We start from the raw sequence: 23017 nt of genomic DNA, 5'->3' as shown, positions 1-23017 counted from the left end.
GGCGCGCGTTATTTGCGCTCTTGGCTTGGCGCTGGATCCGGGCGCCTAGTGCGGGCGCTAAGGCTGGCCCGCGCCGGGCCGGTTCAAACGCCGAGCCGTTTGAGCACGCGCGGCCCGATGAACGCGACCAGCGCCGCGCACAGCGCCACGACCGACAATCCGACCGAAAGATTCGTCGCCTGCGCCACGCCGCCGATCAGCACGGGCCCGAACAGCAGCCCGACATACGCGATGCTCGCCACGTGGGCGAGCCCTTCCGCGGCATGGATGCCTTTCACGCGCATGGCGGCGGCGAAGATCACCGGCATCATGTTCGCGAGCCCGAGGCCCATCATGGCGAAGCCGACCAGCGCAGTGACGGAGAACGGCAGCACGAGCGCCCCGATCATCCCGACGCACGCCAGCGACGCACTGACGAACACGAGCTGCACGGCGCCGAAGCGAGCACGCACGGCGTCGCCGGCGAAGCGGCCGGCCGCCATCGCGCCCGTGAACGCCGCATAGCCGGCACTGGCGAAGGCCGGCGTCGAGCGCACGACGTCGCGCATATAGACGGCTGCCCAGTCGTACATCGCCCCTTCCGCGATCAGCGCGATGAGCGCCACGGCGCCCAATGCCCAGAGCACGGGCGAGCGCCAGCGGCTCGCCTTCGAACTCTCATGGTGACTCTCTGTGTGCGGCACGTGCGGCAGCACGGACGGGCAGGCCAGCACGAGCACGCCGGCGCACACGAGCGCGGCCAGCAGCATATGGATCAGGCTGGACATGCCGTGGGCGAGCGCGATGCCGCCCGCTCCCGCACCGATCATGCCGCCGATACTGAACATGCCGTGCAGCGAAGACATAATGGGCCGCCCGAGCGCTTGTTCGACCGCGCTGGCCTCGGCGTTCATGGCGACGTCCATCGTGGCCATGCCCGCGCCGAAGGCGGCGAGCACCGGCAACAGCACCCAATACGTGGGCGCCACCAGAATCAGCGCCATGCTGCCGGCCAATACGAGCCCGCCGACGAGGCAGGCCCGGCGCGTGCCGACGCGTGTGATCCATTTCGCATTGGTGACGGTGGCGGCGATCGAGCCTCCGGTCAGCACGAACAGCGCGACCGAGAGCGCGGCGGGATCGAGGTGGAATTTGTCGCGAACGGTCGGAACGTGCACGCCCCATGTGGCGTAGGCCATCCCCGCGATGAAGAACAAGGCCATCGTGGCGTACCGCGCGCGCTCACGGGCGGCCGGAGCGAGATTGCGATGGGCGGCGGGAACGTGCGATGAAGTGGTTTGCGACACTTGGACGAAGCCTTGAACGAAGCGTAAAAAGGGTGCGACGCGCAAAATCCGAGCAGCGGATGAGCGCGCAAACGCTACGATGAATGGGATCCGCCGATTCTAACGGACAGCTTTCCCTCGCGCAGGGAGAACCGGGCGGCTCAATACCGGGGACACGACACATGAACATTTCAGCACACGCACCGCTGCATTTACTGCATCGCAAGCCTACAGGTGCGCTGGCGACGCACGCGCGCGAGCCGCTGGGCTACCCGTATCCGACGGCACTGCCGTTCGCGACGGACGCGCGCCATCGTCCCGTCGTCCTGATCAGCCGCCTGGCCGAACACGCTCGCAATCTCGAGGCCGATCAGCGCGCGGGCTTCCTTATCGTCGATTCGCCGACGAACGACGACGTGCTCAGCGGCGAGAGGCTGACGCTGCTGGGCCGATTCGTTTCGGGCGGGCTCGAACCGTCGCTTGTGCGGCGTTATTTGCGCTATCACCCCGATGCCGAGCGTTATCTGGCACTCGGCGATTTTTCTTTTCGCGTGCTTGAAATCGAACGGATGCGATACATCGGCGGATTCGGCGCAATGGGCTGGCTCGATGCCGACGAACTCGATCCGCTCGAACCTTTGACGGACGAAGATGAAACCGCACTGATCGAATACTTCGACCGGCACGTGAGCCGGCCGGCGCTCGTGCGATTGGCGGGCGTCGATCGATACGGCGCGGATTTGAAAGTGGATGGGCAGCGCCGGCGCTGCGCGTTCGATTCGGCGAAAACCGATATGCCCGCGCTCGAGCAGGCGCTCGCGCAGTGCATCTCAGATCACAGCGATTAGTACCTTCGTATATAGCGAGATAAGGGAAATTGCCGATGCTCGAATGACGAAAAATCCGCGCGCACCGTCGCGAAACCCGCGCTGGTGCGGCATCCTCTCATGAAATGAAAGCTTTTGTCCGAATATGACGAATTAGTTTCACAAACTGAAAGTTGTCGAACCTTTCAATTCTCGGAACGTTGGAAATATGAGACGCCAGTTGCATTGGGTAAATTGAGATGGGCGGACCGATGACGAATGAGTGAAACAAAACAATCAAAGTTATTTTCCTTTCGCGAGCTTTCTGGGCTTTTCGTTCGCCAACCTTTTGTGCTAATCTCGCTTCCGAAATATCCGAGGCAAACGCATTGTTGTGGCAAAACCGGCTGGAGATCGGCGCCATTTACCGAAACCACAAGGGAACATATGTCTTCTTACAAGGAACTTCTCGCCCAACGAGAGAAGCTGGAGAAGCAGATCGAAGAGGCGAAGGCGAAGGAATACGCTGAAGTGCTGAACGAGATCAAACAGAAAATGGCTGACTACGGCATTACGCTCGCCGAACTCGGCGGTGGCCGTGGCAAGGGTGCGAAAGCGGGCCGTCCGCGCGCCGGCGTTGCGCCGAAATACCGTGATCCGATGAGCGGCAATACGTGGTCGGGCCGTGGCAAGCCGCCGCGGTGGATCGCCGGTCAGGATCGCGATCAGTTCCTGATTCAGAAGTAATAGGCGGAACGGATAGCCGTCGGCACACCACCGGCGCTATTTCGGTCAGCAGCCTAAATGAGAGCCGCGTAACCCATTGGGGTGCGCGGTTTTTGTTCGTCTCATCAAAGCTTTAAACCGCTGCCCCGGTGGGGATTGCAGTGGCTTGCGCCATGGGCATGCGAGTGCGGACGAGACGCGTAATAAGAATACGTTGCGTTCTCATAACCCGCTGATTCGAAAAGAAAAAATGGCATCGCTGTCACAGCGCCGCCGCGTTTCGCTTGATACAATCGAACGGTACCCAATCCGCGGTCTACCGTTTTCGATGCATTCTCATTCACACGCCCACCCCGCCGTCGAACTCCACTCCGGCGAAAAGCAAGCTGTCGCGCGCAAAAGCACCTTTGCGAGCGTCGGGGTCAACATCGTCCTGATGAGCTTGCAGGTCACGATCGGGTTCTTCGCGCATTCTCAGGCATTGATCGCGGACGGCGTCCATTCGCTGGCCGACCTGATTTCCGATTTCATCGTGCTGATCGCCAATCGCGCGAGCGCCGAGAAACCCGACGCGGACCACAACTACGGGCACGCCAGATATGAGACGGTGGCGTCTCTTTTTCTCGGCGCGCTGCTCGTGGCCGTCGGCGTCGGCATGCTGTGGCGTGCCGGCACGCGTCTCGCGGATATGGGAAACATCCCGGCTGTTCATGTCAGCGCGCTCGTGGTGGCGGTGCTGGTCCTCGTCTCGAAAGAAGCGCTGTTCTGCTTCATGCTGCGGCAAGCCGAGCGCGTTCGTTCGGCGATGCTGATCGCGAACGCGTGGCATGCGCGTTCGGATGCGGCCTCGTCGCTCGTCGTTGCGGTGGGTATCGTCGGCAGCTTGTTCGGTGTGCGCTTGCTGGACCCGATCGCCGCCGCGATCGTCGGCTTTCTCGTCGCGCGCATGGGCTGGGTATTCGGCTGGGATGCGCTGCAAGACCTGTCCGACCGTGCGCTCGACGAAACGGCCACGGCAGACATCCGCAAGCTATTGCTGGCTCAGCCCGGCGTGCGCGACGTGCATGAACTGCGCACGCGCAAGACGGGCGACCTTGCGCTCGTCGATGCCCACATCCTCGTCGATCCATTCATCTCCGTCTCGGAGGGGCACTACATTGCGGAGTCGGCCCGGTTGCGGGTGATGACCGACAAGCGGGTGCTCGACGCACTGATTCACGTCGATCCGGAGAACGACGCCATCGCGCATCCGCCGGCCCGTTTGCCGACGCGAGCGTCGGTGGCCGCGATCGTCGATGCGGAACTGGCGCAGTACGGCGTGCGTGCGGCGGCGTTGAATGTGCATTATTTGAGCACGGGGCTGGACCTCGACATCACGCTTGCGGCCGATGGGCTGGCCGACCGCGAACACGACGCCGAACTCGTCGACCGCATCGACCTCACCGCGTTGAAAGCGAAATTGGGCGCGCGCAGCGTGACGCTGCAGCGTCAGATCGTGGCGGCCAAGGTAGGCGCGCCGGGGCACGCTTGAGGGCGGACGGTCACCGCGGGTCGGAAGATCAGAAGGCCAGAGTCAGCGTCGGTGCCGGAGTTGGCATCGACATCGACATCGACATCAAAGCGGCAGTTGCGTATCGAACTTGATTTCGCGCAGCACGACGCTCGTGCGCACTTGTGCGACAGCCGGGATTTTGAAGATGCGATCGTGCAGGAACGCGTCGTAGGCTTTGATGTCGGGCGCGACGATCTTGAGGATGTAGTCCGCTTCGCCCGTCGTGCTGTAGCACTCGGTCACTTCGGGGCAGGTGGAGATCTCGCGCTCGAACTGCTCGACGCCGCCTTCCGTGTGCCGCGTCAAATGGATGTGGGCGAGGGCGCAGACATGCAGGCCGAGTTTTTCGCGATCGAGCAGCGCCGTGTAGCGCTGGATGATGCCCGATTGCTCCATGTCCTTGATGCGCCGCCAGCAAGGCGTGCTCGACAGTCCGACTTGATCGGAAATTTCCTGCACCGAACGTCGAGCATCGAGCTGCAACAGGCGCAGGATCTTTTGAGAAAACGTGTCGAGCGCCATCCGCGCCTCCATTACGACAGCCACTGAAACCGATATTAGTGGCGGGAGAAACAAAAGGCAATCGGATGGCCTAAGAGCGAGGGATTTTCCCTAATTTGACGGGCTCTCGGCGTCGTTTTGACCTGTGCCGTTTGCCGCGGCCTCGGCGGCCCGCGCTCTTGCCTCGGCCGTCACCGGCGAAGTCTTCTGCCAAACGCGCAAGTCCTTGAGCATGTTGCAGAAAAGGGCGCCTTGTTCGATGGCGTCGTCGAGCGCGACGTGCGTATGCGGATGCTCGTCGAACCAGTGCTTCGGCATGCGCGGTTTGATGCTTTTGCGATAGGGCAGGCCCGTCATCGCGAAGGCGAGCGTCTTGATATCGAGCGCCGACCAAGAAAACGGACAGCGCCCCGCGAAGCGCATCATGTACCAAAACATGAACGTGAAATCGAAGCCGGCGGGCATGCCGACGAACACCGGCTTGCCCGGCAGCCCTTCGACCCACTCGACATAAGCCACGAGCGCTTCCTCGGGCTTGCGCAGATCGGCGCGGCACGCGGCCCACGCGTCGGGCTGCGTTTTCCACCAGGCTTCCTGCACCGGATGCGCTTGCGCGCCGGGCAGTGTTTCGAGATTGGCCGAGAACGTGCCGATCATCTGCTTGTCCTCGGTGAAGGCTGCGGAGGCGAAGCTCAGCATCGAATGCGGCCCCGGGATCGGGCCGTCGGCCTCGATATCGGTGCTGACGTAGATTTCGGAACTCACGCGCTCACCCCGTCGGCGACATAAGGATTCGTGCGCCGCTCCTCGCCGAACGTCGACGTCGGACCGTGACCGGGGACGAACGTGATGTCGTCGCCGAGCGGCCAAAGCTGCGTGCGGATCGCGCGGATCAGATCGGCATGATTGCCGCGCGGGAAATCGGTGCGGCCGATCGAGCCCGCGAAGAGGACATCGCCGACGAACGCCACGCGATGCCGCGCGCTGACGAACACCACGTGGCCGGGCGTATGCCCTGGACAGTGATAGACGTCGAGCGTTTCCTCGCCGAACTGAACCGATTCGCCGCCGTCGAGCCAGCGATCGGGCTCGAACGCCTGCGCCGCGGGGAAGCCGAAGCGCACGCTTTGATCGGGAAGCTGATCGATCCAGAATTTTTCGTCGCGATGCGGGCCTTCGATCGGCACGCCGTAATGTGTGGCGAGCGTCTTTGCGCCTGCGCAGTGATCGACGTGACCGTGCGTGAGCAGAATCTTTTCGACCGTGGCGCCGTTCTCGGCGACGGCCCGCTGAATCAGTTCGAGATCGCCGCCCGGATCGACGATGGCCGCGCGCTGCGTGGCCTCGCAGATGGCGAGGGAACAGTTCTGCTGAAACGGCGTGACGGGAATGACGAAGACCTTCATCTGGATGCTCTGGATGCGTGCGAACGGCAAAAAGAAAGATGGTACCAGCCGCGTCAGGCCCGTGCTGCGGGGCCGAAAGGGTGCTACGCAATGCGGATTATTACAGCCATAGGGAGAATCAATAGGGGGGCGAACCGCCGTCGCCAGATTGCTTCATCTTTCTGCTATAATGCGACAGCTTTTGCGCGGGGAGCACCCGCGTAGCTCTACCGGTGATCTGGCCCTTGCGCGAACTTGCGCACGCTGATTGCTGTCAATTGAAGTAGGAAGTCGCGGGTTCCGCGGCTTCTGTTCCGTGTCGACGAAGTTCGATGCACACGTCTTGCTCAGCCAGGCGCCACGCGCCTGACGCGGCCATCGGCCGTACTGCTGGGCAGGCCTACGCCGCCATTCCTTGTGCCTTCGGGCGCGCAAGAATGTGGATGCCATGTTCGTTGGCGGCGTGTGGGGTCTGGTCAAGCTGCGGGGACAGTCGCACCAGACGTGAACACCAACCGGGCTGAACGCGGCCGAGATGGGCCGCAGCCGAGTGCCGTACCGCAACACACGCTCGAAAGAGGCGTGGGTGGCGTGTCGTGCTCGATCGCCCGAGCCGCTTCCGCAGCGAAACGCTGCTTGCCGCGGCTCGACAGATTGGCAAAACGTCATATGAATCAACGATTTGGTCGATCGCTGGGGATTCTTTGTCTCTTCGGCGCCTTCACGGGCTGCGCCATGCAGCCCACGACAACCCAAACTGGGAACGCAGGCACCGTGCCCGCCGTGGCACAGGGTGCGAACGCGCCTGTCGCATTCGGTAGCCCGTCGGCGCAGCCGGCAACCGCCGGCAAGTCGCTGGCCGATGCCAAGCCGCTGGACGACGGTCCGGACATCGCCGATTTCAAGCAAGTGGGCCGCGCCTCGTGGTACGGCCGTCACTTCGCCGGGCGTAAGACGGCCAGCGGCGAGCGGTACAACATGAACGCGATGACGGCCGCGCATAAGACGCTGCCGCTGGCTTCGTACGTTCGTGTGACGAATATGACGAACCACAAGGTGGTGGTCGTGAAGATCAACGATCGCGGTCCTTATGTGCGTGGGCGCGTGATCGATCTGTCGTATGCGGCGGCGAAGCTGCTTGGGTTGGCTCACTCGGGCACGGCTCGGGTGCAGATCGAAGGGCTGACGCAAGCGGAAGCGAAGGTCGAGCGGGATGAAATGCTGGCTAGCAATGGTAGTAGCCAGTGACGTTGGGTTTAGGTCTTACGCCTTAGGTCTTGCGTCGATGGATGGAGTCGCTAAGCCGATGGCTTAGGGTTGGCTTCTCGGGTCCTACGATTGAACATGAACAGCGCCTCTTGGGGCGCTGTTTTTGTTTAGGTGAGGATATTCAGGAATACTAATTAATGTAGGTGTCGGGGGCTTGTGCGGCTGGGCTTCCCACGTCGCGGTAGCCGTTCGATGCTGATCTAAGGTGAGCTTTATCAGGAGTCCTAACTAGATAGGGGAGATGCTTCATAAAATCGTCACCGATCAGACTGTTCCGAAATGCAGGTCAAGGCGACGCATTTCATTGCTCCCGCGTGGGCCGCGCTGATACTTTTGGCCTTCCATTCGTAAGGTTCGAACGCCCGCATCCGGTAGTCAAAACGCGTATCCACATCGAGTGGAATGCGCGTTGGGCGGATCTATGGTCTATCAGCGAGAGAACACGTCATGAGCTATTCAGCCTCGTCCCGTGCGTCGTTCGGGCCGCTCCCGTCACAAAAGAATCGCGCCATCCGCCTCAAATGGGGCGATCGCGAGAGCGAGAGCGAACTTGAGGACCTCTTGTTGCCGCAGCGTATCGAGATCCGGGAGAGTCTTTTCGGCGGCATCGATGGCTGTGTTTCATGCGTTTCGACGAGCTCGCGTATTCCGCTCAACACGTTTATCGGTTTGCCGGTGCAGGTTCAGTTCGTCACTGATTTAGGTGGGCTGCATCCGATATGCGGAATCATCGTCGACGCACGAGAGGGGGAGTCGGATGGGGCGCTCGCCGTCTATCAGCTATACGTACGAGATGCGCTGTCGATATTGGAGCGCCGAGTCAACACGCGGATCTTTCGCCGACAGAGCGCGTTGGACGTCATTCAGACGCTCGTCGGCGAGTGGCGAAGCAAGAGCGCAGTGCTTGCCGGGGCGTTCTACCTCGATGCTTCCAACGTTGACCGGGCCAAGCTTCCGGAGAGAGAACAGACGATCCAGTTCGATGAATCCGACGCTGCATTCATTCGAAGGTTGTGTCGGCGGGAAGGTATCGGCTGGTTCGTTCGCGCGGGGAAGCCCGGCAATAAGGACGCCGGTGTTTCCGGCGATACGGCACACACGCTGGTGCTGTACGACAACGCAATCAAGCTGAAGCAATCGGCGATCGGCTCTGTCGCCTACCGGTTCGAGGCCACGATCGGCAAGCGGGATGCCGTGACGTTGTTGTGTGCTGCCCGGCAACTCGTGCCGGGAGCGATACGGCGTTTCAGTTGGGACTATAAGCCTGGACGGATGGACCGAGTCCAAGGGCCGACACGCGTCGATCAAGGCAAGGCTGGTAACGATCTCGCTCGGTTACTGATGGACTCGCGGATCGATGCGCCGCATATCGCTGATTCATGGGGCGACTACGACAGGCTGGGTTTGGCCCGAGTGCTGTCGCATGGCGCGCGTGCGGTACGCGTCGACGGGGCTAGCGGGATTCGCGATCTCGCCATCGGTGAATGGGTCGAGGTGACAGGGTATGGCGAGTTCGATGGTTCGTCGAAGAACAATCGGCGCATCGCGATCACGAGCCTGCATCATCGGGCGGAAAACAACTTGCCGAAAGATCTGAACGAGCGCGCGCAGGCGCTGTTCACGGCAAGCCGATGGTCGTTCGATTCGCCGTCTGTTTCAGTGGATACGCCGGCCAGGCCGACCGTCTACGGCGATTCGAGTCAGAGCCGGTACGAGAACACATTCAGCGGTGTGCCTCGCGGGACGCCGCTAACGCCGGCATTCGATCCGCATGTCGATCGTCCTCGGGTTTATCCGATCGTTGGCGTCGTCGTTACGCCTGAGGGGGAAGAGGTCTTTTGCGATCAGTACGGACGGATCAACGTCCAACTGCAAGGGCTCGATCCAGCGGATCACGAACATGCGCATGGCATGGGCACGAGTGGGACGTCGTGCGACAGCGCATGGGTGAGGGTTGCGACAGGACTGGCAGGGGACAACTTCGGGGAGAACTGGCTGCCGCGTAAGGGGATGGAAGTGCTGTTGGATTTTCTTGGGGGCGATCCCGACAAGATGTATGTGGCTGGAGTGTTCCACAACGGCCCGAATATGCCGGCGACGTTTAGCAATACGGGCTCGCTGCCGGGTAATCGGTATGTGTCGGGGACCAAGACACGAGAGGTGAAGGGGCGGCGGTACAACCAACTGCGGTTCGACGATACGCCGTCGCAGATCAGCGTTCAGTTGGCCAGTGAGCATCGCGCGAGTGAGATCAACCTTGGGTATCTGACGCATCCGAGGACTAACGGTATCGGGGACGATCGGGGCGAAGGCGCCGAGTTGCGGACGGATGCGGCTGCGGCGCTGCGTGCGGCGAAAGGCATTCTGTTGACGACCTATGCGCGGAATAAAGCGCAAGGGCACCAACTCGATCGCGACGAGCTGAGTCAATTGCTGACTGAGTGCTTGGCGTTGTTTAAGTCGCTTGGAGACTATGCGGGGAAGCATCGCGGGTCAGTGCCCGATGCGGCAGGACAGAAGGCGGTTGCCGACGCGCTCGAGAATTGGCAGGCATCGGGGGCCGGCAACGCGAAGGGTGTCATGGCATTCGGCGCGGAGGCCGGGGCGGTGCATGTAACGCCGAAGACGCATGTGACGTACGCAGGCGAGAACATCGATCAAATCGCACAGCAATCGGTTCAGGTCGCGAGCGGGCAGCGGATCAATCTGCAGGCGGGGCATGGCGTGGCCATGTTTGCGCATAGGGATGGCGTTTCGGCGATCGCGAATCACGGCAAGCTGACGCTGCAAAGCCAAGCCGACGATACGCAGATCGATTCGGCGAAGAACATTCAGATGATCGCGGCAGGCGGGAAGCTCGCGGGGGCGGCGAGTGAGGAAGTCGTTCTTGTTACGTCCGGTGGGGCGTATTTGAAGTTGCGCGGTGGGGATATCGAACTCGGGTGTCCTGGAAGCTTCACCGTCAAAGCGGCCAGCCATACGTGGGGTGGGGCCGCGAGTATGCGCGTCGATATGCCGAAGTTTGATCACGCGCCGCTCGGGCGCGTGCCGAAGCTCGTGCGAGCAACGGACGGACAAGCTGCGGCAGGCTTCGACGCCGAAATCAAAACAGCTGCGGGAGACCTCCTCAATCAAAAGACCGACGGCGCCGGCAGGCTTCCGCTGGTCAACAGCGATCAATTCGAGCGGCTGGTCGTGCAGTTCTTCAAGAAAAAAATCTAAATCTTCCGAGGGAGCTATTCGAGCATGAGTGACTCGACTCCGAATCCAACGGCATTCGATGCTGATCAGGTGGAGCCGGCTGATTCCGATGCCGACGTAATTTCCACTGTGAGCGACCAGGGGTTGCCGCCGCGCATCGTCATCGGCGAAGGCCGGGGCGTCACACTATTCGACGCTCAGAGCGAACTGATATGTATCAAGCAGCAGCCGCTGCCGGGCATCGTTATCTTCGTGCACGGGGTGAACTCCGAAGGGGAGTGGTTCGAAGCCGCGGAGCAGGGGTTGTGCAAGGGGCTCAACAGACGGCTTGGTCGGCTTGATGATCAGATGACATACAAGGGCGTTGTCGGAGGGCAGCTTACGCCTGCGCTGTACACGGGCAGTTTGACGCCGGAGGGGTTTCTTAACGCACAGTTGTGGGCCGGCACGTACATCAAACCCGATCCGTCGTTTTCTCCCGTCATTCATTTCCGCTGGGGTTACAAGGCCAACGGCGACGAGTTGAAGGAGTACGGCGACAAGATCTTCTTGAACGAGCAGAACTACTGGGGCGGCGGGCCGTTTGCCAATGGCTGCTCGAGCTTGCCCGATCTATGGCACGAAGGCGTCGACGACCGCATCTTCGGCTTCATTTCGGTGCAGGCGTTGAATCCGACACAACGCCCCTTGTACCGTACGCCGCCGCGGAGCTATGGCGTACTCGCTGCGTTGCGGCTCGCCAAGCTGGTTCAATCGATCAGGATGAAGCAGGCAAACGTGCCGATCACGATCGTTTGCCATAGCCAGGGCAACATCGTGGGCCTCGCTGCTGCATTCTTCGGCGATGCATTGCCACCGGTCTCGGACCCATGGGGCAACAGTGGACGCTGCGTTGCCGATGCCTACGTTCTGGCGAATTCTCCCTACAGCGTGGCGAATACGGACACCGGACTCGAGAACTGGTCGCAGCGTGAAACGTGCAACCGCGAGAAGCAGTGCGGTCGGGAAACCTATAAGGCGCGTACCGAAACGTTGCGCAACTTTCTCAACATCGTCCGAGAGCGTGCGGCACTCGAAATGCCGGAGGACGAGGTCGATGCGGAAATGGCAAGCACACGATCCTCGGCGATGGGCGGCAAACCCTATCGCGCCGCAGATGATCGCACCAACCATGGACTCGACGGCCATACGTACGGCCGAGTCACGATGTATTGCTGCCCGCACGATCAGGTCATCTCCGCAGCGACGGTTCAGGGCATTGGCTGGCGGGGGCTAGGGCATGTCGTTGACGAGAAATATGCATGGCTAAGCCCGGAGGCTCAAAGGACGCAGAGTGAACTCGCGGACCTCGATGCGCAGGGGGTATTGACCCAACGCGTGTTCGCGACGGGATTCCCCGTCGGCGAGTTCGCCGACTATCGCTACTGGGAAGACGACTGGCGCTACGGCAAGGGAAAGACGCCGGGATTTTGGTACCCGCGTTCGCCGCCCGCGAAGTATGGCTTCATTCGCGCGCTGAGTGGCAACGAAAACGTTGTCGCTCAGCTTGCCACAACAGCGTTGGCACCCGTGCTCGGGATCGTGAGGTTGGCGACTTCACCGTTCAACCTGTTTCCGGTCAACGCAGATCCGCCTAAAGGCTGGACCGTGAAGGCCGATGCGCCGCAGCTCGATGAGCCCTTTGTGCCGGAGGCGTTGCGTTATGGCTGTCCCGTAAGCGTCAGCGACGGCGATAAGGCTCACAGCAATTTCAACGAAGGGAACGACCCGCCTGCCGCCGCACGAGCAGAAGACAAGGCGGACAAGCGTGACGGCGATCCGTACGACAACTACGAGATCAAGCAAGCCGATCAGAAGGCGGCCGGGACGACCGATAGCGAAGCGGCCCAGCGGTATGAGGATCGCGCGATCCTGCGTATGCGTGCGCGAAGAGCCAACGAGTCGGCATGGGTCGACAGCAACGGCAACGTGATCGGTGAGGACGGTAAGAGCGAAGCGCCGAAAGGGTACACGGAGTGGCGTAACAGTCAGATCAAGGAAATCTTGGACGACGGTAAGACGAACAACCCCACGAACCACTCGACCATCATGACCAATCCTATGCATGCAGAGAAGGCGCTTGCTTACGACGTGGCGATTGGATTGTGCTACCTGACGCCCAAGCAATTGGCCGAGTTGCGAATCGAGGCGGATTGGCGGTTTGGGAAAGGAATGACTGACGATAACCCGAACAAGAAGTACTGGAATTACTTCCAGAAGGGAACTCTTGGCGGTGATTGGTTACATGAGTGGGTGAGAAACGACAGCGAGGCTCGTCGACCCGAAAGGATCGTTGACGAGCGCGAGGGGCAGCTCTACCTGAAGCTTGGAGCCGTTGTATGAGGACTCTGATTTCGACGCGGCCGCGCAGAACCGCTGCCGCCGCTCTCGCCATGGCGATAACTGCATTCTTAACGTTCGTTTTTAGTACCTGGGGCGGTGACACGCCCATCGACAATTGGGATTTGGGAGGCTGGATGAAGCGATTAGTTCTTTTGCCTGGATTGCTGGCCTTTTTGACATTTTTGATTGCAACAGTCGCGACGCAGACGCCTGCACAAGCCGCAACGCATCAGGCGACGACCGACGCGCTTGTTGCTGCGGGGGAGTCGAACAAGGCATTTATGGCGCAGGTTGTCGGTCTTGAGTGGTTGAACCCCGTACAGCGGCGTGACTACCCAACTGAATGGCAGACGCTGTGGACGATGGGGTTGGTCAAACCCAACAAAAACGATGACATGGTGCGAACAGATCCTAAGTCGTTCACCACGATCCAGGCTGTGGCTGGAATTGCCTATGGCAATCAAGGCACCGAGACCTTCAAAGGCTTCTACCACAAGTATGTGGATGAGCTGACAGGGCTGTTCGCCGACCGTTACGTGATGAATCCGAAGTACTTCTACACGGTCAAGTCCGATAACAAGAACGATTGGCGAGAGCTGGCCGGAATCCACGTGGAGTTTGCGATTCCCGAGCGACTGGATCCGGTTGAAGCGCAAACTTATCTCAAGCAGGAGATCATCGCATCGTTCTACATTGGAAACCGATCATTCCCTCGGCTATGGAGCCGCAATACGCCGCCGGAGGTAGCCGTGACCCCCGGTGGAGCAAACGCAGGCTTCAAATCTCTCAACGCAGCGCTCGACTATCTGCAGGCGAACCCGGACAAGAGCGTTTGGGTAATGAACTGGGACGCCCCGAGCTTTCCGCCGAAGGACGCCCAGATCAACGAGAACATGGTTCTCCTGTTCCTTGTCGGCCCGAGCTTTAAGACGGAGCGAGCCCCGCTCGCATGGATCGGCAAGGCCGCAACTGGCAACGCCCAAGAATTCGAAACGAAAGTTGGAACGACGCGAGCAGTCGAAGCGTGGAAGTCAACGATCGCGGCGGCAGCGCACAACGCGAACGTGTCGCCGACCGACATTCATTTTGTGATCCACGACGCAGGCAAGGGTAGCGACGCTGCGTCTTTGCGGATGGGGACACTCGGCCGCACATTGACCGAGACCCTACCGGAGTTCGACTACCAGAAGCAAACCTTCAATACGCCGAGTCTGCTGGGCGAGATGGGCGCAGGCACTGCACTAACCGACGTCGTGCTCGCGATTGGCCGAGCGAATCATCTCGGAGAAAAGGTGCTGGTGGCTGGAACGAGCGACGCTGAGCACCCGGTCGCTGTCGTAGTGACGCCGCCGGAGAAGGTCGTGCCGATCGATCCGGATACGGACTGGTTTAGAGCGAGAGGTGAAAACAACGCCTATCTGCCGTGGTGGGGCCGTCGCTATGACACGGACTATGGTCGTCAGCAAGGCTGGTCTTGGTAACGAAGGAGTGACGCAATGAGAGGCATCATTCGAGTAGGCGATGCGACGACTCACGGCGGCAAAGTCGTAGCAGGCAGTGCGATGAGCAAAGTCATGAACCGCAACGTCGCCCGCCAGGGCGACCCATGCATCTGTCCCATGCAGGGACATCAAAACTGCGTCATCGCTGAAGGCGACCCGAACTTCATCGTCGACGGCAAACCCGCAGCGTTCGACGGCCACAAAACCTCCTGCGGCGCGACGTTGATTTCGAGCGTGTCCACATCAGGGCGAGTATGACCGCTGCGGACGATGACCTACTGCGCGAGTACGAACGCGAACTCGCCATCTTGCGTCGCTCGCTCGGCGAATTCGCTAAACGCCATCCGGAAGCAGCGGCGCGGCTGTCCATCTCCGGCGAACACTCGGACGACCCGCACGTCGAGCGAATCATCCAGTCCATCGCGCTGCTCAATGCGAGGGCGAGCGTACGCATCAACGACAACTACCCAGAACTACCGACCTCGCTACTAGAGATTCTCTATCCCGAATATCTACGACCGTTTCCCTCCTGTTCCATTGCGCATTTCGATGGCGACGCCGTGATCGAAAAGCTGACGGAGCCGTTCACCGTCGCACGGGGTGCCGAACTCAAGACGCGCAAGGGCGGGTACCCATTTCGCACGCTCTACGATGTCGTCGTCGCTCCGTTGCGGATAACAGCCGCACGTTATGCCCCGACCACATCCGCCCCACCTAAAGTCCGTCTGCATGAGGAAACGAGCGGCATCTTTTCGATCACACTCTCATCACTTCCGGAAAGGACGTTACCCCGCAAGGGCATGCCGAAGCGCATGCGTTTATTCGTGGACGGCGACCGCCGCACCGTTGCGGCAACGATGGATACTTTGCTGCTGCGCACGTCGACAGCATTTCTCGAAGTCGACAACAGCGAGACGTGGATCTCCCTGGACGCGGTACCCCTCACCATCGCCGGCTTCGACGACAGCGAATCCTCAATCCAACGTCACGACAAAGGCCAGTCGCAGTTTCGATTCCTCCTCGAATACTTCTCGTTTCCAGAGAAGTTCGATTTCATCGATATCGACTTAACCGAGCTACTGCGGATCGCTGCTCCGTGCACGAACGTGACCGTGCATCTACCGATCAAGGGTCTGCACCGCGACTCCACGCCGGCGCAACTCCTGCGAGGTGTTTCGACATCGAACTTCAAGCAGTTCTGCACGCCCGTCATCAATTTGTTTTCCGCGTCCTCGGAGCCGCTCTCGCTGGAACGCATGGCGTTCCCCATTTATCCGATCGTCCCGAGCACGACGAAAGTCTCGGATACGTCGGTTTACCGGGTCGACACAGTTCGCTTGACCGAGGAAACGCCCCAAGGGACAGTGAGTAAGCAAATCGAGCCGTATCAATCCCTCCGTCACATGTCGCAGCTGGATTCAGAAATCTTCTGGCAAGCCGAGTGCGACGGCCGGCTTGCCGAGTTCGTGCCGGGCCAAGATATGCTGCTGTCGCTCGTCGATTGGGACGGCGAGATGACGAACGTAGCGGGCGAACAGATCGATATCGACCTCACCTGTACGAGCGGCAATCTACCCGCGACCTTGCAAGCCGGTGATCCGCAGGGCGATTTCGTCCACGCGAACGAACCATTGACCGGGCGCGTATCGATGCTGCGCCCGGCGACGCAAAGCGCCGAGCGATCGAAGGACCATGACCACCTTTGGGACCTCGTGGCCATGCTTTCCGCAGGTGCGCTGAACCTGTGCCAAGCGGGTTTGCCGGCTTTCAAGCGCCTGCTGACAGCTCATCTGCCTTCGCACTCGACGAATGCGAACGCGTCCCGGCATATCGAAAGCCTGGTGCATCTCGCACGCGAAGCGGCCATCGATTGGGTCATCATGGAGCCGCAACCGGCATTGGTGCGCGGGATTCGAGTGCGAATGGCTGTCGACGAGACGCGGCTTGCCGACTGTGCGGTAAGCGTATTCGCGCGAGTGCTGGAGACCGTCTTCGTGCATTACGCACCGGCTAACAGCTTCATCCAGCTGCAGCTGATATCGGCCCAGAACGGAGCCGAACTATTCCAAGGGCAACCGATGCCCGGCGCCATCGAGCTTCTCTAACTTCTAGATGACGACGCAAGCCATCTGTAATCGGGCTAACGCTCAGCTATCGCGTTTCGACAGTTCCAACGCCCGCGAATAAAGCGAATTCCGAGACGCACCCGTAATTGAAGCCGCGAGCCGAGCCGCGGTGCTGACCGAGACCTCTTCGAGCAGCAACGACAACAGCGCATCATGCGCCGTCTCATCCTGTTCCTCCCGCACCGGCGCCCCTTCCACAACCAGCACGAACTCCCCGCGCTGCCGATTCGGATCGGCGGCGAGCCACGTTGGCCCTTCGGCCAAGGTGCAGCGGTGAATGGCCTCATGTAGTTTCGTCAATTCGCGTGCAATCAGCAGTTGCCGGTCGCCGCCGAGCGTATCGGCCAGCGCTTGCACGGTTTCGACGATGCGATGGGGCGCTTCATAGAAGGCCATCGCATGAGGATGCGCAACGAGCGTTTGCAAATGGGAGGCGCGCTGCTTGGCCTTCGTCGGCAGGAAGCCGAGGAACGAGAACGAGCCGACAAAATCGCCGGCGGCGGAAACGGCAGTGGTCACCGCGCTCGCGCCGGGCAGCGGCACGACGGCGAAGCCCGCTTCGCGAACGGCGTCGACGAGCTTGGCGCCCGGGTCCGACACGCCGGGCGTGCCGGCATCGGAGACATAGGCGACGCGTTCGCCGGCGCGCAGGCAATCGACGATGCGCCCGGCGGCCTCTCGTTCGTTGTGCTCGTGCACGGCCAGCAGCGGCTTCGAGATGCCGTAGAGGCCGAGCAGCTGCCCCGTATTGCGCGTGTCCTCGGCTGCGACGCGATCGACGAGACCGAGCACGTGCAGCGCGCGCAGGGTGATGTCGGCGGCATTGCCGATCGGCGTCGCAATGACGTACAGCGTGGCGGACGGATATTGCTGCCGCTGCGCGAGATCGAGGAGGTCGGACATGAAGCGAGAGACGCGAACGAGCGAGGGAAGGCCGTCATTGTGCCACGTGCCACGGATGACAACGGCGCAGGGCAGGGCGTCGCGGCCGCCGGGAGGGAGCGGTTTCGATTGGTGTGACAACTTTTCCGGGCGGGGAGAGTCGAAACGCATAGGAACCGCGTTCGAGGCGCAGGCGCTCGAATTCCTGCAGCGGCAGCGCATGCACTTGGTGGCGCGCAACGCGACATGCCGCGGCGGGGAGATCGATCTCGTCATGCGCGACCGGGACGGCGCGCTGGTTTTCGTCGAAGTGCGCGCGCGGGCCGGTGGCCGTTACGGCGGGGCGGCGGCGAGCATCGGCGCCCATAAGCAGCGGCGATTGCTGTTGGCGGCGCGGTACTTTTTGGCGACTCGGGGCGGGGACGCGAGCCCGTGCCGGTTCGACGCCGTCGTGTTCGAGGGGAAGCGGCTCGTGTGGCTGCGCGACGCCTTTCGGGAAGACTGCAACTGAAAGTAAAACGTGCGGGCGTGCAAGGCGATTGCGCTAAACTTGCGCGCTGATGATACGGCTGCGCATCGGCGGGGCCGTCAGAGCAGAGAAACGATGTCAGTCGAACGAATTCAACAGCATTTTCGCGAAAGCGCGGCATTGAAACTCGAGGCGCTCGACGCGCTTTCGATGCCGATCGCCGCCGCCATCGACACGATGTTCGGCGCGCTGGCGAACGGCAACCGGATTTTCGCGTGCGGCAACGGCGCGGGCGCGGCCGACGCGCAGCGCTTCGCCGCGCAGCTCACCGCGGGCTTCGAGCGCGAGCGTCCGAGCTTGCCGGCGATCGCGTTGACGGCCGATTCCACGGTGCTGACCGCGCTGGGCGCGGGTGGGGCGTTCGATTCCGTGTACGCCAAGCAGCTTCGTGCGCTGGGGCATGCGGGGGATGTGCTGCTCGTGGTGGCCGCGCAGGGGGATGCGGCCAACTTGCTCGAGGTGATCGTCGAGGCGCACGAGCGCGAGATGTTCGTGATCGCGTTGACGGGCTACGGCGGCGGCAAGGTGGGCGAATCGCTGGCCGATACCGATATTCAGATTTGCGTGCCGTCGCAGCGGGCGGCGCGTGTTCACGAAGTACACCTGCTGGCGATCCACTGCTTGTGCGACGGCATCGATGCCATGTTGCTCGGGGAAGATTGACTTCGATTCGAAGGGGAGTTCGTTGATGAGAGCAAATCGCGTCGTGAAGACGCTTGTTCGGGGAACGCTGGCGGCGGCTACGGCGGCGGCTTTGATTACTTCGTTGCAAGGGTGTGTGCTGGCGCTGGGCGCCGCGGCGGGCGGCGGGGCGCTGATGGCGACCGATCGACGCACGCTCGGGACGCAGACGGCGGATCGGGAGATTCAGGTCAAGGCGTATTCCCAGATTGCTAATCAGCTTGGGGATACGTCGCATGTGGATGTGACGGTTTTTAATCGTCGAGTGCTGCTGACGGGGGAAGTGCCGTCGGATGCCGCTAAGCAGCAGGCGGAGCAGATTGCGCGCGGCGTCGGGGACGTCGAGGCGATCGTTAATGAGCTCAAGGTTGGGCCGATTAACGATTTTTCTGGGCGGGCGAATGATTCTTACCTCGTGACGCGCGTGAAGACGATGCTCGTTGCGGAGAAGGGGATTTCGGCGAACGACTTCAAGGTTGTGGGCGAGAACGGGAATATCTATTTGATGGGGCTGGTCACGGAGCAAGAGGGGAACCTCGGGGCTGCGGTGGCGGCGAATGTTCCTGGGGTGATGAGCGTCGTGAAGGTGTTCCAGTACGTGCAGCCGGAGCAAGCGCAGGCTGTGGCCGCTACGGCGTCGCAGGCGGCGCAAGCGCCTAGCTCGGCTCAGACTACGGAACCCCAGCCGACGGTGGGGGCGGTGCCGATGGGCGGCGGGGTGACGGAGCAGCCGCTGGATTCGTCGACGCCGGCGCCGGTCAGTAATTCGACGCAGGTTCATCCTGGAAGCAACGGGACGGTGCAGTGATGGGGCTGCTGGGTTTTAGGTTGCGGGTTGCCGTGGTGGCGGGCTCGGTTGCTGTGCTCGTGGCGGGCTGGTCGGGGGCGGTTTTGGCTGCCTCCGCGCCCGCCGGGTATGAAATCGCCAAGCAGAACGCCTGCTTGGGATGCCATACCCTCGATCGGAAGCTCGTCGGGCCTGGGTTTCGGGAGATTTCCGCGAAGTACAAGGGCGATGGCGGGGCGCAGGCGACGCTCGAGAAGAAGGTGCGGGATGGCGGCTCCGGCGTCTGGGGCGTGATCCCCATGCCCTCCCACCCCCGCATGAGCGACGCCGATATTCATACCGTCGTCGCCTGGGTTCTGGCCGGAGCGCCCACCACCGCTAAGTAGTTGCCCTCGAAGGGGTTTTTATGGGACGGGGCTTGTCAAACCCCATAGCCCCGTGCCAGAATTACAGCTTCGTTGGGGCGGTAGCTCAGCTGGGAGAGCGTCGCGTTCGCAATGCGAAGGTCGTGAGTTCGATCCTCATCCGCTCCACCAAGAAAATCAAAGGGTTACAGGTGATTTTCCTGTAACCCTTTTCAGTTTCTGCGGTCCGTGTAACCGCCATGTAACCGGATTTGGTCCACCCGAATCCATATAGATCCTTCTGCCGTGCAAAGCTGCGGGACCGCTTACGGTTCGCACGGATCAGGTGCGTTCTTGTCACGATTGCTGTCGTTGTCCGGCGATGCAAGGCCGGCTTCTGCTATTGCGTCGTTGATTTGCCGAATGCTCAATCGAGTACCGTTTGTGCTGGCCTTCACGATGATGCATGTAGATCGAGGACAGAGGTCTCCATGCTTGCGGCCCTCAACTTCTCGGTGCGGCCATTCGCCAGCGGCTGCAGCTCCATGTTGCCGCCAGTCTCGACGCCCAAGTACTGCCAATCCCCCTTTCGTAAAACACCCCTGCCCCCAGGACAGTCGACGTGTTTATGGCATCGTCTTCATTGATCGCCGTCGCAGGTCGCGCGAAAATTCGCCCGCCTGGAACCTTTCTCGACCGCTTGGGCCTTGTATCCAACCGCTTTAAGCTGATCCATGTAGGGTCCGGGTAGTCTGCCCAAGACTGCATCATTGCGACCCGGTCGCCGACAAAGCGGGTGCGGTTGTACGCGCTACCAAGCACATCGGTATCCGGCGGGCCAGTTGATGCTCGATGACGTCGGCAGGGAAGCGGACACGCTCATGGGGAATAGTGCGCGTCATTGCGCGAACCCCATAGCCGGTGATATCCGTTTTGATGTCGTAGCCGAGCCGCTGCAACGCTGCATTGGTCGCGCCCCCTCATCGGCGTTCTTCCGTTACGTTCCGGGAACAACGTAGCGCCACTGGCTGGTGAGCGCATGCATTTCCACAACGTCTCGACTGCCTGCGCAACAAGCGGCATCAGATGCTCGGGCTTCGTCTTGGAAACGGTATGGCGCCATTGGCCCCTCCGAGGTCAACCTTCGTCCATTCTGCGAGCCTCAATGCGCGGGGCAGCACGAATAACAACGGCGCCAACCGCGGTGCAGTGCGCACGACAAAAGCGCCCGAAAAACCTTCAAAGACACGGAGCGACACGCCGATCCTTGCGGGATCAGTGACCGACGCGAAATGAGTACGCCAATTCGGTCGCCGGCGCCCTGCATAAATCGGCGTTGACATCACGGGCGGCGTGCAGGGTGGCAACTGCGTAGTGGAAGGCCTGACCGCAGTGATGGAGCCGATGCGCGACGACCCGCACTTTTCGAGGAGATATCGTTCCGCGCTCGTTACCGGCCAGTTCTTAGCGAAGCGGCAAACAGTAGGTCTGCCCTTTTCAATCGATCGAAAAGGTCCACAACGGAGATTCTCAATTCTTTGATTTCCGGATGATCATGATTAAATGGAAGAAAATCTTCGACGATACTAAGAGCGAGCGTGCCCATGGATAACAATACCCGAGGTTCGGCATCGATGCCTAGAAGAATGGCATGATAGCGGCCGTTCTCCGTTTTACATAGATGAAACTTGTAGGAATCGCCCAGGGATCCGTGCACGAATCGTGGCATCTCCGCCAGTGAGAGGCGAAATTCCTCTTTAAGCTCAATCGCCATCGCCCTCTGTAATGAACTAAGGTCGCCCCAATCTCCTGGAGTTGAGAGCATATCCTGTACAGAGTACCTTACATACTTGTCAATCAGATCGGCATTGAACTCCTTGATGAGATATTTGATATCGGCAATAGTCTCGATTGCCATGCTGCCAATCAATGTGATCATGCCAGGCGTCTGTGAAGCGGCTACCATGTAGAGAGTGCTCAGCAGTTTCGTCAGTCTAACGATTGCCCCCACAACGATAGCGCGCGCACGATCCCATCCTTCAGAACGGATACATACCCGTCTAAGGTGCTGAACGACCTCCATGAGGAGTTCACGAGCGATGTCATTCAGCTGTGAAGGGTCGGTAAGTTTATTGATTATATTTTCATTAACTCGAACTTTTCTTATAAACGGTACATGTCCTTCGTCGAATCGCTCTGTCGGTGCGCCAGTGTTATGGTTTTGGTGAATCTTCTTGCACACACGTCTCAGCTGACGAGCTAATGATTCTCGCTTTATCGTGCGCTCTTCTTTATCGTGGATGTAATGTAGGTCCGCACCATGAGAGTAGCTATAGCCTTTTCCGAAGTAAACTCCCGATATCTTATTTTCCTCAATCATCGCAGCAAGCAAAGTAAGGACTGCGTCGGGATCTGTCGAAGCCCCGCCAGTGCTGGTACTTTGATTCCACGCATCTTCGACAAACCTACCGAGTTTGTGTTTAGGCATGAGCAGTGGCTTCTTGCCCGCTTGTGCCTCCAGTTGATTGAGGATGTCTCTCGGAATGTCCGTAAGTGCGTAGGGTTCAATGACTTGGAACTGATTCGCAAACGCATTGAGCCATCGCGACTCGGGCAACCAGACATAGTTCTCACGGCTCATGTGCAGCAGGAGCGCCACATAGTCCTTCGGAGCCGTACCGACAAGATGGGTATGGCCGGCCGCACAGATCTGATCCCAAAGCACCAGCACATTGTGCGCATTGTCAAAGCGCTGCGATTGCGGAAAAACCATTTCGTCGTCGAGGCCGCCCTCCGGCGCGCTCATTGAGGCGCGGAGTTCGTCGAAAACGTCGGAGTAGGAAATCGGTTTTAAGCCATTTCGTCTCGAGATCATGGGCGGCTTCCATCGTGCGGATGGAAGAATGCCGGAGAGCAGCAAAGCGGCTTCCATAGGGCTCCAAGTTGTCTTGACTAGGTAGGCCCTGGCGCGCGCTCTGGTCCGAATGTTGAGGTCGAGCAGCTTCTCGGCCGGCGTCCCGTATTTCTTTCTCATGCTCCTCTTCCAATGTAGGTTGTGCCGGACAAATGCGGACAAATT

At 60.5% G+C, this 23017-nt stretch carries 19 protein-coding genes and 1 tRNA gene; 14 read left to right on the top strand and 6 right to left on the bottom strand.

Translation table 11 applies throughout. The features are described from left to right. Positions 1–83: 83 nt before the first annotated feature. A complete protein-coding gene (locus tag DWV00_RS13410; RefSeq protein WP_115534314.1) occupies positions 84–1202 on the bottom strand; it encodes an MFS transporter in 1119 nt (372 codons plus the stop codon). Between the two features lie 245 nt (positions 1203–1447). On the opposite strand from DWV00_RS13410, the gene DWV00_RS13405 reads away from it, so the two are divergent. From DWV00_RS13405 to DWV00_RS13395, 3 genes are all read left to right on the top strand, one after another. Continuing rightward, positions 1448–2113 carry a HugZ family pyridoxamine 5'-phosphate oxidase gene (locus DWV00_RS13405; RefSeq protein WP_115534070.1) on the top strand — a complete coding sequence of 222 codons (666 nt, stop codon included), beginning with the start codon at positions 1448–1450 and terminating at the stop codon, positions 2111–2113. A gap of 405 nt (positions 2114–2518) precedes the next feature. After that, positions 2519–2818: an H-NS histone family protein gene (locus DWV00_RS13400; RefSeq protein ID WP_115534069.1), complete on the top strand. Its 300-nt coding sequence runs from the start codon at positions 2519–2521 to the stop codon at positions 2816–2818. A 307-nt stretch (positions 2819–3125) separates the two neighbouring features. Continuing rightward, positions 3126–4328, top strand: a complete 1203-nt coding sequence (locus DWV00_RS13395; RefSeq protein WP_115534068.1) for a cation diffusion facilitator family transporter — start codon at positions 3126–3128, stop codon at positions 4326–4328. Positions 4329–4412: 84 nt separating this feature from the next. Here DWV00_RS13395 and DWV00_RS13390 read toward each other — a convergent pair whose 3' ends face one another. The 3 genes from DWV00_RS13390 to DWV00_RS13380 all read right to left on the bottom strand — a co-directional run bounded on the left by DWV00_RS13390 (position 4413) and on the right by DWV00_RS13380 (position 6256). Then, a complete protein-coding gene (locus DWV00_RS13390) occupies positions 4413–4871 on the bottom strand; it encodes an Lrp/AsnC family transcriptional regulator (RefSeq protein WP_115534067.1) in 459 nt (152 codons plus the stop codon). 90 nt (positions 4872–4961) lie between these two features. Then, positions 4962–5615, bottom strand: a complete 654-nt coding sequence (locus DWV00_RS13385) for a 3'-5' exonuclease family protein (RefSeq protein ID WP_115534066.1) — start codon at positions 5613–5615, stop codon at positions 4962–4964. Next, the gene (locus DWV00_RS13380; RefSeq protein WP_115534065.1) at positions 5612–6256 is read right to left on the bottom strand and encodes an MBL fold metallo-hydrolase; all 645 of its coding nucleotides are present in this window, start codon (positions 6254–6256) and stop codon (positions 5612–5614) included. The genes DWV00_RS13385 and DWV00_RS13380 overlap by 4 nt, the downstream gene beginning before the upstream one ends. Positions 6257–6904: 648 nt before the next feature. Here DWV00_RS13380 and DWV00_RS13375 point away from each other — a divergent pair. The 6 genes from DWV00_RS13375 (at position 6905) to tssF (ending at position 16694) form a co-directional block, all read left to right on the top strand. After that, on the top strand, positions 6905–7483 hold the full coding sequence (locus DWV00_RS13375; protein ID WP_115534064.1) for a septal ring lytic transglycosylase RlpA family protein: 579 nt from the start codon (positions 6905–6907) through the stop codon (positions 7481–7483). A 468-nt stretch (positions 7484–7951) separates the two neighbouring features. After that, complete coding sequence (locus tag DWV00_RS13370; RefSeq protein ID WP_115534063.1) at positions 7952–10726, top strand: type VI secretion system Vgr family protein; 2775 nt, start codon at positions 7952–7954, stop codon at positions 10724–10726. Positions 10727–10750: 24 nt separating this feature from the next. After that, entirely contained in the window at positions 10751–13087 is a 2337-nt protein-coding gene (locus DWV00_RS13365; protein ID WP_245964866.1) for a T6SS effector phospholipase Tle3 domain-containing protein, read from the top strand. Beyond that, complete coding sequence (locus tag DWV00_RS13360; RefSeq protein ID WP_115534062.1) at positions 13084–14568, top strand: virulence factor; 1485 nt, start codon at positions 13084–13086, stop codon at positions 14566–14568. Before DWV00_RS13365 ends, DWV00_RS13360 begins: the two co-directional genes overlap by 4 nt. A 15-nt stretch (positions 14569–14583) precedes the next feature. Further along, complete coding sequence (locus DWV00_RS13355; RefSeq protein ID WP_115534061.1) at positions 14584–14847, top strand: PAAR domain-containing protein; 264 nt, start codon at positions 14584–14586, stop codon at positions 14845–14847. Next, complete coding sequence (tssF, locus tag DWV00_RS13350; RefSeq protein ID WP_115534060.1) at positions 14844–16694, top strand: type VI secretion system baseplate subunit TssF; 1851 nt, start codon at positions 14844–14846, stop codon at positions 16692–16694. The genes DWV00_RS13355 and tssF overlap by 4 nt, the downstream gene beginning before the upstream one ends. 42 nt (positions 16695–16736) lie before the next feature. Here tssF and rsmI read toward each other — a convergent pair whose 3' ends face one another. Next, positions 16737–17618, bottom strand: a complete 882-nt coding sequence (rsmI, locus tag DWV00_RS13345) for a 16S rRNA (cytidine(1402)-2'-O)-methyltransferase (protein ID WP_115534059.1) — start codon at positions 17616–17618, stop codon at positions 16737–16739. 55 nt (positions 17619–17673) lie between these two features. Here rsmI and DWV00_RS13340 point away from each other — a divergent pair, with 55 nt between their 5' ends. The 5 genes from DWV00_RS13340 (at position 17674) to DWV00_RS13320 (ending at position 20130) form a co-directional block, all read left to right on the top strand. Continuing rightward, positions 17674–18108, top strand: a complete 435-nt coding sequence (locus tag DWV00_RS13340; RefSeq protein WP_245964865.1) for a YraN family protein — start codon at positions 17674–17676, stop codon at positions 18106–18108. Between the two features lie 93 nt (positions 18109–18201). Then, positions 18202–18789 (top strand): SIS domain-containing protein, encoded by a 588-nt coding sequence (locus DWV00_RS13335; RefSeq protein ID WP_115534057.1) that lies wholly within the window; start codon positions 18202–18204, stop codon positions 18787–18789. Between the two features lie 25 nt (positions 18790–18814). Then, a complete protein-coding gene (locus tag DWV00_RS13330; RefSeq protein ID WP_115534056.1) occupies positions 18815–19615 on the top strand; it encodes a BON domain-containing protein in 801 nt (266 codons plus the stop codon). Then, positions 19615–19980, top strand: coding sequence for a c-type cytochrome (locus DWV00_RS13325; protein WP_181885447.1), 366 nt, complete (start codon positions 19615–19617; stop codon positions 19978–19980). Before DWV00_RS13330 ends, DWV00_RS13325 begins: the two co-directional genes overlap by 1 nt. A gap of 74 nt (positions 19981–20054) precedes the next feature. Next, positions 20055–20130, top strand: a tRNA-Ala gene (locus DWV00_RS13320). 1258 nt (positions 20131–21388) lie between these two features. Here DWV00_RS13320 and DWV00_RS13315 read toward each other — a convergent pair. After that, on the bottom strand, positions 21389–22972 hold the full coding sequence (locus DWV00_RS13315) for a hypothetical protein (RefSeq protein ID WP_115534055.1): 1584 nt from the start codon (positions 22970–22972) through the stop codon (positions 21389–21391). Between the last annotated feature and the right edge of the window lie 45 nt (positions 22973–23017).

Source organism: Trinickia dinghuensis, from assembly GCF_003367175.1.
Classification (GTDB): Bacteria; Pseudomonadota; Gammaproteobacteria; order Burkholderiales; family Burkholderiaceae; genus Trinickia; species Trinickia dinghuensis.
This window is presented reverse-complemented; position numbering and strand designations above follow the sequence as displayed.